This window comes from Bacteroidia bacterium (assembly GCA_039924845.1).
Taxonomy (GTDB): Bacteria; Bacteroidota; Bacteroidia; order DATLTG01; family DATLTG01; genus DATLTG01.
In genome coordinates this window covers 1-14729 of record JBDTAC010000097.1, presented here as the reverse complement: position 1 = coordinate 14729, position 14729 = coordinate 1, and the positions used below count along the sequence as shown (strand labels likewise).

General features: G+C 35.7%; 14 protein-coding genes. 4 read left to right on the top strand and 10 right to left on the bottom strand.

What is annotated here, in order from left to right:
* The 5 genes from ytpR to ABIZ51_11700 form a co-directional block, all read right to left on the bottom strand.
* Positions 1-398 (bottom strand): YtpR family tRNA-binding protein (ytpR, locus tag ABIZ51_11720; protein MEO7089452.1); only part of this gene is annotated, 398 nt, incomplete at its 3' end.
* 89 nt (positions 399-487) lie between these two features.
* Positions 488-1456, bottom strand: coding sequence for a UDP-glucuronic acid decarboxylase family protein (locus ABIZ51_11715; GenBank protein ID MEO7089451.1), 969 nt, complete (start codon positions 1454-1456; stop codon positions 488-490).
* A gap of 4 nt (positions 1457-1460) precedes the next feature.
* On the bottom strand, positions 1461-2771 hold the full coding sequence (locus ABIZ51_11710) for a UDP-glucose/GDP-mannose dehydrogenase family protein (protein ID MEO7089450.1): 1311 nt from the start codon (positions 2769-2771) through the stop codon (positions 1461-1463).
* 18 nt (positions 2772-2789) lie between these two features.
* Positions 2790-3917, bottom strand: coding sequence for a DegT/DnrJ/EryC1/StrS family aminotransferase (locus ABIZ51_11705; protein ID MEO7089449.1), 1128 nt, complete (start codon positions 3915-3917; stop codon positions 2790-2792).
* Between the two features lie 95 nt (positions 3918-4012).
* The gene (locus ABIZ51_11700; GenBank protein MEO7089448.1) at positions 4013-4771 is read right to left on the bottom strand and encodes a DUF4145 domain-containing protein; all 759 of its coding nucleotides are present in this window, start codon (positions 4769-4771) and stop codon (positions 4013-4015) included.
* Between the two features lie 193 nt (positions 4772-4964).
* On the opposite strand from ABIZ51_11700, the gene ABIZ51_11695 reads away from it, so the two are divergent.
* Positions 4965-5720, top strand: a complete 756-nt coding sequence (locus ABIZ51_11695; protein MEO7089447.1) for a hypothetical protein — start codon at positions 4965-4967, stop codon at positions 5718-5720.
* 23 nt (positions 5721-5743) lie between these two features.
* Positions 5744-6973 (top strand): glycosyltransferase N-terminal domain-containing protein, encoded by a 1230-nt coding sequence (locus tag ABIZ51_11690; GenBank protein ID MEO7089446.1) that lies wholly within the window; start codon positions 5744-5746, stop codon positions 6971-6973.
* 59 nt (positions 6974-7032) lie between these two features.
* On the opposite strand, the gene ABIZ51_11685 is transcribed toward ABIZ51_11690, so the two are convergent.
* Positions 7033-8493: a DUF6600 domain-containing protein gene (locus tag ABIZ51_11685; GenBank protein MEO7089445.1), complete on the bottom strand. Its 1461-nt coding sequence runs from the start codon at positions 8491-8493 to the stop codon at positions 7033-7035.
* Positions 8494-8577: 84 nt separating this feature from the next.
* Entirely contained in the window at positions 8578-9393 is an 816-nt protein-coding gene (locus ABIZ51_11680) for an SDR family oxidoreductase (GenBank protein MEO7089444.1), read from the bottom strand.
* A gap of 321 nt (positions 9394-9714) precedes the next feature.
* Between ABIZ51_11680 and recG the strand changes: the two genes are divergently transcribed.
* The gene (gene recG, locus ABIZ51_11675) at positions 9715-11817 is read left to right on the top strand and encodes an ATP-dependent DNA helicase RecG (GenBank protein MEO7089443.1); all 2103 of its coding nucleotides are present in this window, start codon (positions 9715-9717) and stop codon (positions 11815-11817) included.
* A 90-nt stretch (positions 11818-11907) separates the two neighbouring features.
* On the opposite strand, the gene ABIZ51_11670 is transcribed toward recG, so the two are convergent.
* Positions 11908-13185 carry an MFS transporter gene (locus tag ABIZ51_11670; GenBank protein MEO7089442.1) on the bottom strand — a complete coding sequence of 426 codons (1278 nt, stop codon included), beginning with the start codon at positions 13183-13185 and terminating at the stop codon, positions 11908-11910.
* Between the two features lie 73 nt (positions 13186-13258).
* Here ABIZ51_11670 and ABIZ51_11665 point away from each other — a divergent pair, with 73 nt between their 5' ends.
* Entirely contained in the window at positions 13259-13744 is a 486-nt protein-coding gene (locus ABIZ51_11665) for a RecX family transcriptional regulator (protein ID MEO7089441.1), read from the top strand.
* Here ABIZ51_11665 and ABIZ51_11660 read toward each other — a convergent pair.
* Positions 13741-14346 carry a hypothetical protein gene (locus ABIZ51_11660; protein ID MEO7089440.1) on the bottom strand — a complete coding sequence of 202 codons (606 nt, stop codon included), beginning with the start codon at positions 14344-14346 and terminating at the stop codon, positions 13741-13743. The genes ABIZ51_11665 and ABIZ51_11660 overlap by 4 nt on opposite strands.
* Before the next feature lie 171 nt (positions 14347-14517).
* Positions 14518-14729 (bottom strand): gliding motility-associated C-terminal domain-containing protein (locus ABIZ51_11655; GenBank protein MEO7089439.1); only part of this gene is annotated, 212 nt, incomplete at its 5' end.

Below are 14729 nucleotides of genomic sequence, written 5' to 3'. Positions count from 1 at the left end.
CCAATTTCGTCTTCGGCACAAATCATTCCTTCGGAAAGTTGTCCGCGTATTTTTGATTTTTTTATTTCGAAAGATTCTCCTGTTGTCGGATATAAAATCGCACCAATTGTTGCTACAACTACTTTTTGTCCTGCCTCCACATTTGATGCGCCACACACAATATGCAACACATTTTCCGCGCCAATATCAACTGTTGTAATGCTCAATCTATCGGCATCCGGATGCTTGTCTTTTGTTTTTACTTGTCCTATTACCAAACCTTCCAAACCGCCTTTCAGCGATTGAAATTTTTCTGACGACTCTACTTCTAAACCACAATCCGTAAGCATTTTCGCCACTTCTTCGGCAGGAAGATTGGTATCAATATAATTTTTAAGCCAGTTGTATGAAATTTTCATTACGTTATTTTTTCAGAAACAAAAGTAGAAAAAAACAAGGGCAGAGAGCCTCCAAAAAATTATTTTTTCAAACGTAATAAATAAAAGAATTACGAAAAGCGGTGCTCTGATTTGAATAATTCTTCTTTCGGTAAAGATTTGAAATATTCGTAAGTGATTTTTAAACCTTCCGCACGATTTATTTTTGGATTCCAACCAAGTATTTCTTGTGCGCGTGTAATGTCTGGTTTGCGCTGTTTCGGATCATCAGTCGGAAGAGGTTTGGAGACTAATTTTTGTTTTGTTCCTGTGAGTTTTATAATTTCTTCTCCAAATTCTTTGATTGTAATTTCACTCGGATTACCAATGTTTACAGGATAAACATAATCACTCAACAACAAACGATAAATACCTTCCACCAAATCATCTACATAACAAAACGAACGCGTTTGGCTTCCATCACCAAACATCGTTAAATCTTCGCCACGCAAAGCTTGCCCTATAAATGCCGGCAAAACTCTTCCATCATTCAGTCGCATGCGCGGACCATACGTATTAAAAATACGGACAATGCGCGTTTCTAATTTATGATACGTGTGATACGCCATCGTAATTGCTTCTTGAAAGCGCTTTGCTTCGTCATAAACTCCGCGTGGACCAATCGGATTTACATTTCCCCAATAATCTTCTGTTTGCGGATGCACCAAGGGATCGCCATATACTTCAGAAGTGGATGCAATCAACATACGCGCATTTTTCGATTTAGCTAAACCCAATAAATTGTGAGTTCCGAGCGAACTTACTTTTAATGTTTGTATCGGAATTTTTAAATAATCAATCGGACTTGCCGGAGAGGCAAAATGCAAAATGTAATGCAAATCGCCAGCTATGTGCACATATTTGGAAACATCGTGGTGATGAAATTCGAAATGCTCCAATTTCATCAAATGTTCAATGTTGCGTAAATCGCCTGTTATCAGGTTATCCATCGCAATTACGTGATATCCTTCTTTGATAAAACGATCGCATAAATGCGAACCCAAAAAACCTGCTGCGCCTGTAATTAAAACTCTTTTCATAAATTTATTTTACTATTTCGCGACCGATGGAACAATAATAATATCCCAATTCTTTCATTTGTTGATTGCTGTATAAATTGCGTCCGTCAAAAATAACTTTGTTTTTGAGTAAGGAAGAAACTTTTTCAAAATCTGGAGTTCTAAATAAACTCCATTCCGTTGCGATAAGTAAAGCATCTGCATCTTTCAAGGCATCGTAATGATCGTTCGCAAAAGATATTTTATCACCCAATAATTTTTTTACATTTTCCATTGCTTCCGGATCGAACGCACTAATAATTGCACCCGCTTTTAGTAATTCATCAATAATATAAAGTGCTGGAGCTTCGCGGATATCATCGGTATCTGGCTTAAAAGCCAAACCCCACAAAGCAATTTTTTTTCCTTTTAAGTTGTTTGAAAAATAATTTTTTATTTTGGGAACGATAATTGTTTTTTGTTTTTCGTTCACGCGCATTACGGAAGTAAGAATTTGAAAATCGTAATTCGCATCCGACGCCGATTTCTCTAATGCTTGCACATCTTTTGGAAAACAACTTCCGCCATAACCTATTCCAGGAAATAAAAATCGTTTCCCAATTCTGTCGTCCGAACCAATTCCAATTCTGACTGCATCCACATCTGCGCCTAATTTTTCGCAGAGATTGGCAATCTCATTCATGAAGGTAATTTTGGTGGCGAGAAATGCATTGGCAGCGTATTTAGTAAGTTCCGCAGATTTTTCGTCCATAAATAAAATCGGATTTCCTTGACGGACATACGGTTTGTAAAGTTCTTCCATAATCTTTTTTGCACGCTCGGAACTTGTTCCAATTACTACTCTGTCTGGTTTCATGAAATCATCCACCGCAAAACCTTCGCGTAAAAATTCAGGATTAGAAACAATATCTACATCGCAATTTGAATGTTTCGAAAATTCTTTTTTTACCTTTTCGGCAGTGCCAACTGGAACGGTGCTTTTATCTACAATAACTTTATAATCGGAAATAATTTTTCCTAAATCGTTTGCTGCGCCAAGTATATAACTCAAATCTGCAGAGCCGTCTTCGCCTGGAGGTGTGGGTAATGCCAGAAAAATAATTTTTGCCGATGCAACAGCTTCTGCTAAATTAGTAGTGAATTTTAATCTTCCAGCTTTTATGTTGCGATGAAAAAAAGTATCCAAATGAGGCTCGTAAATAGGAATAATTCCGTCCTGCATTTTACGCACTTTTTCTTCGTTAATATCAACACAAATTACATTGTTTCCTGTTTCGGCAAGGCACGTCCCTGTTACCAATCCTACATATCCGGTTCCTATAACTGCAATATTCATTGTTTAAATTTGAGGTTTTTATTTTGCAATTTCTAAAATAGAATCGGTTATGTATTTCAATGTTTCTTCGTCTAATTCAGTATGCATTGGAAGCGAAACAACGTTCGCGCATAATTTTTCTGTTACTGGAAAATCGCCTGCTTTGTAGCGTGGATCAGTATATGCTTTTTGTAAATGAAGCGGAACCGGATAATAAATCATGCACGGAATTGCTTTTGATTCCAAATGTGTTTTGAATTTTTCTCTGTCAATACCATTTAAAACCAAAGTATATTGATGAAAAACGTGATTGGAATTTTTTGCACGCGCCGGAATTTTTATTTTCGGGTGATTCGCTAACGCTTTGTCGTAGTAAGCCGCAGCTTTATTCCGAGCTTCTGCATACTTGTTTAAATGTTTCAATTTGATGCGAAGAATGGCTGCTTGAATAGCATCTAAACGAGAATTAACGCCCACCACATCGTGATAATATTGAACAGATTGTCCGTGTTTGGCAATCATATTTATTTTTTTTGCGAGTGCGTCATCGTTCGTAAAAATAGCGCCGCCATCTCCATAACAACCTAAATTTTTAGAAGGATAAAACGAAGTGCAACCAATTGTTCCGATAGTTCCAGCTTTCTTTTTCGAGCCATCCGAAAAAGTATAATCCGCGCCAATGGCTTGCGCCACGTCTTCAATCACAAATAAATTATATTTTTTTGCGAGCGACATAATTTTTTCCATATCGGCACATTGCCCGAAAAGATGCACTGGAACAATGGCTTTTGTATGTGGAGTAATGGCGCGTTCAATGGCGTTTATATCAATATCAAAAGTATCGGGATGAACGTCCACCAAAACAGGTTTTAGTCCCAGCAAAGCAATTACTTCGGCAGTAGCCACGTACGTAAAATTCGCGGTTATCACTTCATCACCAGGTTTTAAACCCAGCGCCATCATCGCAATTTGCAAAGCATCGGTACCATTCGCGCAAGCGATTACGTTTTTCACATCTAAGTAAGAAGCCAGTTCTTGCTGAAAAGAATTTACTTCCGGTCCGCCGATAAATTGAGAAGAGCGAATGACATTTAAAACCGCTTCGTCAATTTCAGTTTGAATTTTTTCGTATTGTCCACGTGTATCAACCATGTGGATTTTTTTCATCGTTTTTTCCATCTGTAAAATTATTTTTTTGGATGTGCGAAGATAAGTATTTTTGGAATGATGAATTGAGAGAAAATGAGAGTTGGTTTTTATACTTAGTTCCTTTTTATTTTTCCTTTTCTCTTATTTATTTCCTTTGCAATTTTTTTCAATTTTTTCTCAGTATCGTCATATAGTTTATTTAATGACAATTCGAGTAATTCATAAGTCTCTAAAATATCTATTTTTTCTAAAGTGCCGATATGACTACCTGCATTACCAATCCATTTAATTGCAAGTAAGTATTCTGCAATTTCAGGTTTGACATTTTTAAATTCTTCAATTCGATGATGAAGTGAAAGTCGTTGCTGCTTTTTTCTTTTATTAACAAGTATCTTCTTAACTTTAAATTCATCCATTAAAAGTTCAAGCGAAACTCTAATTTTATTTACGCAAGAAGTTAAATCATTCCAATATAATGCAAATGATTCATTTATTACTCTTTCAATCGCTATAGGACAGTTTGAATTTAATTCAAATAATTGTAATGTTGGATGAAAGTATACTGGTGAATATAATGAATAATTTATTTCATGATAATCATCACGATTGTCATAATCACTAGAAAACTCTTCACTTCCATCGCCTAAAAATGATACGAATTCATTACAATTTTGACAAATTAGACTTCCACTAAAAGTATATCTACTAAATTCAGGTTCCCAACCATCGTCAGAATGGTAGCTCCGAGACAAAGCTGTTTCTGATTTTTTAAATGTGTCGAGTTTTAAAATTCCAGAATTACAGTAAGGACAAATCCAATCTGGAGTTTTTTTATCAGCAAAATTAGTTTTTAGCCAAATCTCTTTTTTCATATTCCTTTGCTTATTTTCTGATGAGTCTCTTTAAGAGTTAATTACAATTCTAAAATAAACTAAACCTTCCGTTTATTTTTATTTAAAAATTACTACGAATATAATGATTTTTCCATTTTACTGTTTCTCCTGCTGTTTAAACTCCGCAGCGATTTTTTTGATAAAAAAACGTACTTTAGCCTAATTTTTTGAAATGAAAAAATATTTTTTCGCACTATTTATTTTCTTCGGCTTGTCGCTAACAAGCTACGCGCAAGTGGATGTAAAAGATTCTTTACTTCAATTCACGTATGTGGCGCCATCGTACGCATTTCAAATTCCAGGAGGCGATTTGGCGAAGCGTTTCGGAGCTAATTCAAATATTGGATTACGCATTCTTCACAAAACACGAAACAACTGGATATACGGTTTAGAAGGTAGTTATTTGTTCAGTAACAATGTAAAGGAATATGGTATTTTAGATAGTATTTCAACGCAAGATGGCTATGTGATTGATCAGAACGGAACTTATGCCGAAATTCGTTTGTCGGAGGAAGGATTTATGATTAACGCACTTGTCGGCAAAATTTTACCGCTTTGGCAAGCCAATAAAAATTCAGGCGTTTTATTCACAAACAGCATCGGATACATTCAACACAAAATAAAAATAGTGGTATTGCAAGACAATGCGTACCAGTTGAGTGATACTTACAAAAAAGGCTACGAAAGGCTCACGGCCGGAATTAATTTAACTCAATTTTTAGGCTACCAATATTTTGGGACGCAGCACATGCTTAATTTTTTTGGAGGTTTTGAAATCACAGAAGCCTTTACCAACGCCGTTTATCCGTATGAATACGATCTTCGAATTAGCAATACTTCCAACAGAATTGATTTGCTTTATGGATTTCGAATCGGCTGGATGCTCCCCTTCTACCGCAACATTACCAACAGATATTACTATAATTAACGTTTGAAAAAAAATTTCCAGAAATGAAATTTTTGTACAATACTTTTATTTTTTTGTACCATCAAATGATTCGCTTAGCTGCTTTTTTTTATCCGAAAGCGCGCTTGTGGCGGGATGGTCGAAAAAATAATTTTTCAAACATCGAAAAAAAAATTTCCGGAACACAAAAAATAATTTGGGTGCATTGCGCTTCTTTGGGGGAGTTTGAGCAAGGCAGACCGCTGATCGAGGCGTTGAAAAAAAAATTTTCGGAGCACAAAATTTTACTTACTTTTTTTTCTCCTTCGGGATATGAAATTCGAAAAAAGTATTCTGGTGCCGATTTTATTTTTTATTTACCGATGGATTCTTCCGCGAATGCGAAACGATTTATTTCAACGATAAAGCCAGTTGCAGCGTTTTTTGTGAAATACGAATTTTGGTTTAATTATTTAAGTGAACTGAAAAAAAATAAAATTCCGACCTATCTCGTTTCCGGAATTTTCAGAAAAAATCATTATTTTTTAAAATCATACAGTAGTTGGTTTCGCAAACAATTAAGTGTGTTTACGTTTTTCTTTTTGCAAGATGAATTGTCTGAAAAACTATTGAATTCGATTGGATATACCAACACAATAATAAGTGGAGATACTCGATTCGACCGCGTTTTAGAGATTTCCAAAAATGCCCCAGAAAATAATTTAGTAGTATTATTTAAAGCAGATAAAAAAATAATTTTAGCAGGTAGCACTTGGGAAGAAGATGAAAAAATAATTTTTGAAACGCCTTTTTCGGAAGCCAATTTTAAATTGATTATTGCTCCGCATGAAGTAAATGAAAGTCGTATCCAATCGATTATTTCACGCTTCGAAAAAAATAATTTTTTAAGACTTTCTCAAGCGAACGAAAAAAATATAAAGTCGGCAAATATACTGCTCATTGACAATGTCGGAATGCTTTCGTCCTTGTATCAATATGCTGAAATTGCCTATATCGGCGGTGGTTTCGGAAAGGGAATTCACAATATTTTAGAAGCAGCCACTTTCGGAATGCCTATTATTTTCGGACCAAATTATCGTAAATTTAAAGAAGCAATTGATTTGATAAACAAAGGAGTTGCTTTTCCGATTGATTCATCCGAAGTTTTTGAAAAATTATTTTTCGAACTGTCTAAAAATGACATCCGACGAAAAGAAATTTCTCGCAATTCAATTGTATATATTCAGGAAAATAGTGGCGCAACAAAGCGTATTATAGAACACATTTCTCTCTAAAAAAGCATCGCCCCGATGAAAAATCGAGGCGATGCGTAAGAATTATTTAATATTTATTACTATCCTAAATTTGCCTTTTTATCCTCTTGCATTTTCTGTTCTTTTTTTTGCGGTTTCGGATTATTGACCTTAGCCGGACGAGGATGTTGTGGTTGAACTTTTTTATTATTATTCATTTTAGGCGCATTGTTTTGCCTTCTTTCTTGATTGTTATTATTCGGTCTTACTGGTTCTGGATTGTTCGGTCTTATTGGTTCTGGATTGTTCGGTCTTACCGGTTCTGGATTATTCGGTCTTACCGGTTCTGGATTATTCGGTCTTACTGGTTCTGGATTATTCGGTCTTACTGGCTCTGGATTATTTGGTCTTACCGGTTCCGACTGGGTATTATTTGGTCTTACTGGCTCGGTCGTACTATTTTTAGTAGGGAAAAAAGTGCTTTTCACGTTACTACCATTTTCGGGATGAGCAACTGGCTTAAGATTTTCTACTGGTGTAATTTTTTTGGGAGCTGGAGCTTGCACACCAGGAGCTGGTGTTTTTGAGTTTGCCGTAATTATCGGATGATAAATTTGCATTTGGCCATTTTTTACAGAGGTTCCTGGATGGTTGCTTTGAACAATCATAACAGGTGTTATTTTTGTTCCTGTGGCTAACTCTACCTCGCTTGCTCTTGGTCCTGCAGGATAATTTGAGATTGAATTTGGTGTAACAGCTGAACCATTTCCATTTGTTCCTCCATTTCCATTAGTATTATTAGCACTTCCGCTACCATAATAATTATTCACAACAGTGCTATTGTTTGTAGTATTGTTGTTTGTTGTATTATTAACAGTATTACTATTAGTGGTATTCGTAATCACAGTAGAATTACTAATAATCGTATTGTTTTGTTCGCGAGGAGCGTAATAATTGCTCACATTTTGATTATTTATTTGTCCACGAGGTGCAAAAACCCATTGATTATTTGGAATATTGTAATTATTCGCATAATTATTCCCGTAGGACGCATTCACTTCCATACCAGGTCCCATTGGTGCCCAACCATAGTCGCTTCCTGTTTGACGCCAAGATACCCATGCAGGACCCCACGTATTTCCAGGAATCCACATCCAACCATACATTGGATCTTGTGCCCATCGTCCATAATGGAAAGTTGCCCAACCCCATTGGTAATTGGATTTCCATGTCCAACCATAATTGCTCATTACCCAATAGCCATTGCTTGCATAAGGTTGAAAATCACCTCCTACATTCGGTCTCCAAACATAACCATACTCAGGAGAATTAATCCATTCTCCATAAGGACTCAAATTATCATAAAAAGTTTGATATGATGAAGGTTGCTGAGGATCTTGTGCATATTGATCTTGATTGTATCCTTGACTATACGGTTGCTGTGGCGGCGCCTGCACAACTTGCTGTGGTGGCGGCGGGTCACGATAAACAACACGAGTTGGATAGCAAGACATTGCACTGAGTACAACCACTATTGCTGAAAATTTAATAAATAGTTTCATAATTTTTTTTTGTTAGTGATTGCTGATATATCAAAAATACTGCCATTATTTTTTTGAATTCTTTTTCTTATTTTATTTACTCTTTCAAGAAGGCTGTTTTAACGGTGAATCAGGCTCTTTTGACATTTGATTGTAAATGATTTTATCTAAAGTTGCCGGCCAAAATTTATTAATCCACAATACTAATTTTCCTTGCGTGGTGAGAACAATATTTCGTTTGCGTTTGATTATTGCATCAATTAAATGTTCCGCTACTTCTTCGGGTTGCATCATTTTTTCTTCATTGCGCGGACTTTCTCCTTGCACGCTGCCATCTTTTGCCAGCGCGGTAAAGCGGATATTGGAAGCCGTAAATCCCGGACAAGCAATCAACACATGTAAGCCTGTTTTCAGATTTTCCAATCGCAATGTTTCCAAAAAGCCTTCCAATGCAAATTTGGAAGCGCAGTATCCGGTGCGTCCCGGTAAGGCTTTTTTGCCAGATATAGATGACATTCCAACTACGGATCCTTTGCTTTTCAATAAATAAGGCAAGGCATATTTGGTGCAATAAATAGCGCCCCAAAAATTAGTATCCATCACTTCGCGAATCACCTTTAGCTCAAGGTCTTCGAATAAAGCGCGCATTGAAATTCCCGCATTGTTTATCAAAATATCAATGGTATGAAAACGTGCAACGGTTTTTTCGATGAGATGAATGCAATCTTGTTCGCTGCGTACATCCGTTTTAACAGCAAGTACTTCAACGCCCATCGCTTCTATGATTTTCGTTAATTCATCTAATTTATCTTGCTGCCTTGCTGCTAACACGATTTTTGCCTTCCTTTTTGCGAAAGCAATTGCACACGATCGTCCTATGCCGGACGATGCTCCTGTTACGATTACTACTTTATCTTTCACCTAAAAAACGAGTATAAAAATTTTTTCAAAAAACTAAAATTAAACTTTTTATTGTAATTGACAAAAATATCCTTCACGAATATCGAACCCCAAAAATAGTTTTTTTTCGTAATATATTGATAGATATCTTTCGAAAAAGAATCGGAAAAAAAGTCCTTCGAAAAAATAATTTTTCAAACACCTTTTTGGATCAAGAAAAAAGAGCTTCAAAAAAATAATTTTTCAAATGAGGATTTACAAATCTTATTTCTCAAAGATGATAAATGGAAAATTAAAATCTTAAACAGTTTCTTACTTTTACAAAAAAATATTTTTTCATACATGAATTCGCTTTTAGACACACCGATTGAATACTTGAAAGGCATTGGTCCACAGCGCGCAGATTTGTTGAAAAAAGAATTGCAATTATTTACTTACGGCGATTTAATAACGTGGTATCCCTTTCGTTACGTGGATCGTACGCGTTTTTACAAAGTGAAAGAAATTACGGCCGATTTACCTTACGTGCAATTGCGCGGAAAAATTATTAGTTTAAAAACAGTTGGAGAAAAACGTGCGAAACGTCTTGTGGCACAATTAGCGGACGATACCGGAACAGTGGAATTAGTTTGGTTTCAAGGCATTAAATGGATGGAGGATAAATTTAAACCGAATACCGAATACATTGTATTTGGGAAACCCGCGTTATACAATGGAAAATTTAATATTCCGCATCCAGATGCAGATGAATTGAGCGACGAAAATACTTTGTTTGCAAGTGCTTTGCAGCCGATTTACAATACAACCGAAAAATTAAAATCGCGCGGACTCGATACAAAAGGCATTGCAAAACTTCAGAAAACGGTGATTTCTCTTTTGAAAAATAATATTTCTGAAACGCTTTCTGTGCCGATTGTGGATACGCTCAATTTTATCTCGCGCGAAGAAGCATTGAAAAATATTCATTTGCCGGAAAGTCCAGAAATGCTTAAAAAAGCAGAGATGCGTATTAAATTCGAAGAATTTTTTTTCATCCAATTAAAATTATTGAGATTAAAATTGGTGCGCAAAAAAGAATACCGCGGATATTTATTTTCAAAAATTGGAGCGTATTTTAATCATTTTTATGAACACAATTTACTCTTCGAATTAACCAACGCACAAAAGCGCGTCGTGAAAGAAATTCGCCAAGATATTGGTAGCGGAAAACAAATGAATCGTTTATTGCAAGGTGATGTAGGAAGCGGGAAAACCTTAGTCGCATTGATGATTATGTTGATTGCGATTGATAATGGTTTTCAAGCGTGCATCATGGCTCCAACGGAAATCCTTGCCAATCAACATTTTCAGACCATTTCAGAATTATTAAAAGGAATGAATCTGAATGTGGCTTTATTGACGGGTTCTTCTAAAACCAAGGAACGCAAACAACTTCACGAACTTTTACAAAACGGAACTACACATATTCTTATCGGTACGCATGCTTTGTTGGAAGATACGGTACAATTTAAAAATTTGGGAATGGTAGTGATTGATGAGCAACATCGTTTTGGTGTGGAACAACGCGCTAAAATGTGGAAAAAAAATACACAGCCACCTCATGTGTTGGTAATGACTGCAACGCCCATTCCGCGTACACTTGCCATGACTTTGTATGGCGATTTAGATATTTCCATTATTGACGAAATGCCGCCCGGCAGAAAAGCGATTCAGACAAAACATAGTTTCGATTCGCAGCGATTAAAAGTATTTGCTTTTATGAAAGAACAAATTAAAAAAGGCAGACAAATTTATGTCGTTTATCCGCTTATCGAAGAATCTGAAAAAATGGATTACAAAGATTTGATGGACGGTTACGAAAGTATTTCGCGCGAATTTCCGTTGCCCGATTATCGCGTAAGCATTGTGCACGGACGTATGAAAGCGAAAGAAAAAGAAATGGAAATGCAACGTTTCGTGAAAGGCGAAACACAAATTATGGTGGCAACTACTGTTATTGAAGTAGGCGTAAATGTGCCGAATGCCAGCGTTATGATTATTGAAAGTGCGGAACGTTTTGGTTTATCACAATTGCACCAATTACGCGGAAGAGTGGGAAGAGGAGCTGATCAATCGTATTGCATTTTGATGACTTCTTATAAATTAGGAACCGATTCGAAACTGCGAATGGAAACAATGGTGCGCACCACCGATGGTTTTGAAATTGCCGATGTAGATTTAAAATTGCGCGGACCAGGCGATATTGCCGGAACGCGCCAAAGTGGAGTACTTGATTTGCGCTTAGCTGATTTAGCAAAAGATGCACAATTATTATTGTTGGCGAGAAATATTGCCGAAGAAACATTGAATACGGATGTCGATTTATCGAAACCCGAAAATGCGAACATCGCGAAACAACTTCAAAAACTCAATAAAAATAGTGCCAACTGGATTCGCATCAGCTAAAAAAATTCAGAATTAAAAATGGAGAATGAAAAAAAGAGACTTCGAAAAAATAATTTTTGGAACCGCGTTTTATTATACAAAATTTAGCCTTCAAAAAAATAATTTTTCTGAGGTCAATTTTTTGTATTGTGATACAAGCACAAAAAGACAAACACATATAAAAATCGTATCTATAAAATAAGCCCAGGTTACGTGCGAACCAATTGAAAAAAATGGGATAGAAAAAACGCCGATAAAACAAACTTGTGTTAATGTACTGATGACCGAAAACACGCTTCCTGTGCGCCCCATACGGTTATTCGGAATGCGTTCAAACAAATAAGTAATTCGTAAAATACGCGCTCCAGCATTGGTTAATCCAATTAATAAAGAAAAGGCGAAAAAAACAGCAATGCTTCTCGTAAAAGAAGTTGTCAATAAAATAATAATTGTGATGATCATCAACACAATTATCGCTTTTACAGCATTCGTATTTTTGAAAATTTTTCGGATAAAAAATCCAGAAAAAATAGCGCCGATGGTATAATAAATTCCGGAAGACGCATACACATCTGCGCCTTGTTGCAAATGATTGTTCACGTAAAGTGGCATCAACAGGCGATCTTCAACTATCAACACAATAAAAATAGAAAGCGTTACGATACCGAAAAAAAATAATTCAGGTTTGTTTTTCAGAAAATCAATTCCCATTTGAATGCGCTCTTTTACGCTGCCTGTGTGGATTTCTAAGTTTTCAGCAGAAACATATTTGATGCTTCCAATTAAAACAAGTGCAATGAGGTAAGTAATTCCGTCCATCAAAAATATTTTTTGTAAAGACCAAGGCACAATATCAAAAGGCAAGTGAATCCGAAAACCAATAATATTGATTATGCAATGCGTAGTTCCTGCAAGTAAAATAGCTCCAAAAGCCCCAGAAAACATAGTAGTTGCTTGTCCTTGTACTTCGATAAAAGAATTTATTTTTCCGTAATTTTTTTGTTCTGTAATTTCTTGCCCGAAGGCATAAAGCGTGGGATAATGCACGTTGTAAATAAAAATAGTAGCGCCAAAAACCAATATCACCAAGGACACAGGAACGTTGCCGGTATAAAATCCGAAACCCGCTACAGAACCGAGAATAACAGCTCCTGCAATATTGATACTGATAAAAACTTTTTTTCGAGAATGGCGATCAATGAGTGTTCCTGCATACAAACTCCAAAATACAGATGCAAATGTTATCACTAAATAAACAATGCCAAAAAAAGAATTTTTTCCGAGCATACTCGTGAAATACCAAGGAATAGCAAGCATGCTGATGCCTTGTGCAAATCCCGAAATAATATTTGCGGCAAGCAATAAAATAAGCGCGCTTTTGTTTTTCAAAATATTTTTTTTGATGAACCGACAGTTTCCTGTAATTTGGTGCAGCGCAAAACTATCTTTTTTACGATTGTAAATGGAAGAAAAGAAAAAAATAAAAATTACGGATGTAACTATCGGTTTGCAGAAAGCTGAAAAATATTGCGCGTACCAAGAACGCTGCCAGCAAGAGTTACGTAATAAATTATATGAATGGGGATTGTATTCAAGTGATGTAGAGAAAATAATTTCGCAGTTGATTTCTGATAATTTTTTGAACGAAGAACGTTTTGCAAAAGCATTTGCAGGCGGAAAATTTCGTATCAAAAAATGGGGGAAAATTAAAATTGAAAATGAACTGAAAAAGAAAAAAATTTCTGCTTATTCTATCAAAAAAGCATTGCAAATTCTGGATGATAACGATAGCCGGAAAAATTTAAAAAAATTACTTGAAAAGAAATATCCCGATTTATCGAAAGAAAAATCAAAAACAGATAAATACAAAGCGGCTCGTTATTTTATCGGAAAAGGTTATGAATCGGAAATGGTGTGGAAAATGTTAAATATGGATTCGGAAAATTAATTTTTCAAAGTTGGAATTCCTCCATTATGAATTAAAACAGCCATCACAAACAAAAACATAGTTAATCCAATTAAAATAGGAACGAGATTACTTTTTTTGGTATAAGCCGCTGATTTTCCGATGTACAATTTCCAAAATAATTCTTTAATTATAATTGCTCCGACAAGTGTAGCAATGACCGAAACAATATACGAAGCAGCTGTGTTTGAAATTTGTTGTTGTAACAAATTTTCGCCAATTGAATAAAACAATCCGAATAAAATTGGGAAAATTATTTTGTTAGATTTTCCAATTTTGCGCATGTTATAAGCCAACAAAATAGCACCAAAAAGTGGAGAGAAAAAAAGTGCAAATCCAAAAACAGTCCATTCAGAAAAAAGTTCAATTTGCGGATCAATGATCTGTACTTTATCTGATTGGATTTGAAGGTGAATTTGTAGCTGCGCTTGTAGCTTTTTAGCAAAATCGTCCATTTTTCCACGCTTGTCTAATTCCTGTAAAGCCCCGAGAACAGCGAGCTCTTCATACTTTGTGTTTTCATGCACAAACTCGAACAATTCGTCGTTACTACAATTAGACATCAAAGTGGCTACATCTTCCATGGTGAAAAAATATTTTTTTAAGGCTTACAAAAATAGAAAAATATCGGACACTTATTTCTTTATAAAATTTCACGAAAAGAAAAAAGAAGGATCGAAAAAATAATTTTTAGAAGCAAAAAAAGGCGCCTCAAAAAATTATTTTTTCGAGGCGCCTTTTTTAGATAATTTTATTTATCGTATAAGCGTAATAAATCCTTTTTCTGCATATTTCACTCCATCAACTCCCGTGGCGTTGATGAGATAATAATACGTTCCGGCTGACATTTCAGTACCGCCTGTATTTCTGCCATCCCAACCTTTGAGTGGATCTGTCCATGTATATACTTTAACGCCCCAACGGTTAAATATTTCTGCCGAAAAACTCGACAAGCCGTTCGATTGGA

Coding starts and splice junctions, on each gene's coding strand:
- ABIZ51_11695 (MEO7089447.1), top strand. CDS start 4,965: ATGAAAAAATATTTTTTCGCACTATTTATTTTCTTCGGCTTGTCGCTA.
- ABIZ51_11710 (MEO7089450.1), bottom strand. CDS start 2,771: ATGAATATTGCAGTTATAGGAACCGGATATGTAGGATTGGTAACAGGG.
- ABIZ51_11685 (MEO7089445.1), bottom strand. CDS start 8,493: ATGAAACTATTTATTAAATTTTCAGCAATAGTGGTTGTACTCAGTGCA.
- ABIZ51_11660 (MEO7089440.1), bottom strand. CDS start 14,346: ATGGAAGATGTAGCCACTTTGATGTCTAATTGTAGTAACGACGAATTG.
- ABIZ51_11705 (MEO7089449.1), bottom strand. CDS start 3,917: ATGAAAAAAATCCACATGGTTGATACACGTGGACAATACGAAAAAATT.
- recG (MEO7089443.1), top strand. CDS start 9,715: ATGAATTCGCTTTTAGACACACCGATTGAATACTTGAAAGGCATTGGT.
- ABIZ51_11715 (MEO7089451.1), bottom strand. CDS start 1,456: ATGAAAAGAGTTTTAATTACAGGCGCAGCAGGTTTTTTGGGTTCGCAT.
- ABIZ51_11690 (MEO7089446.1), top strand. CDS start 5,744: ATGAAATTTTTGTACAATACTTTTATTTTTTTGTACCATCAAATGATT.
- ABIZ51_11700 (MEO7089448.1), bottom strand. CDS start 4,771: ATGAAAAAAGAGATTTGGCTAAAAACTAATTTTGCTGATAAAAAAACT.
- ABIZ51_11665 (MEO7089441.1), top strand. CDS start 13,259: ATGGAAGAAAAGAAAAAAATAAAAATTACGGATGTAACTATCGGTTTG.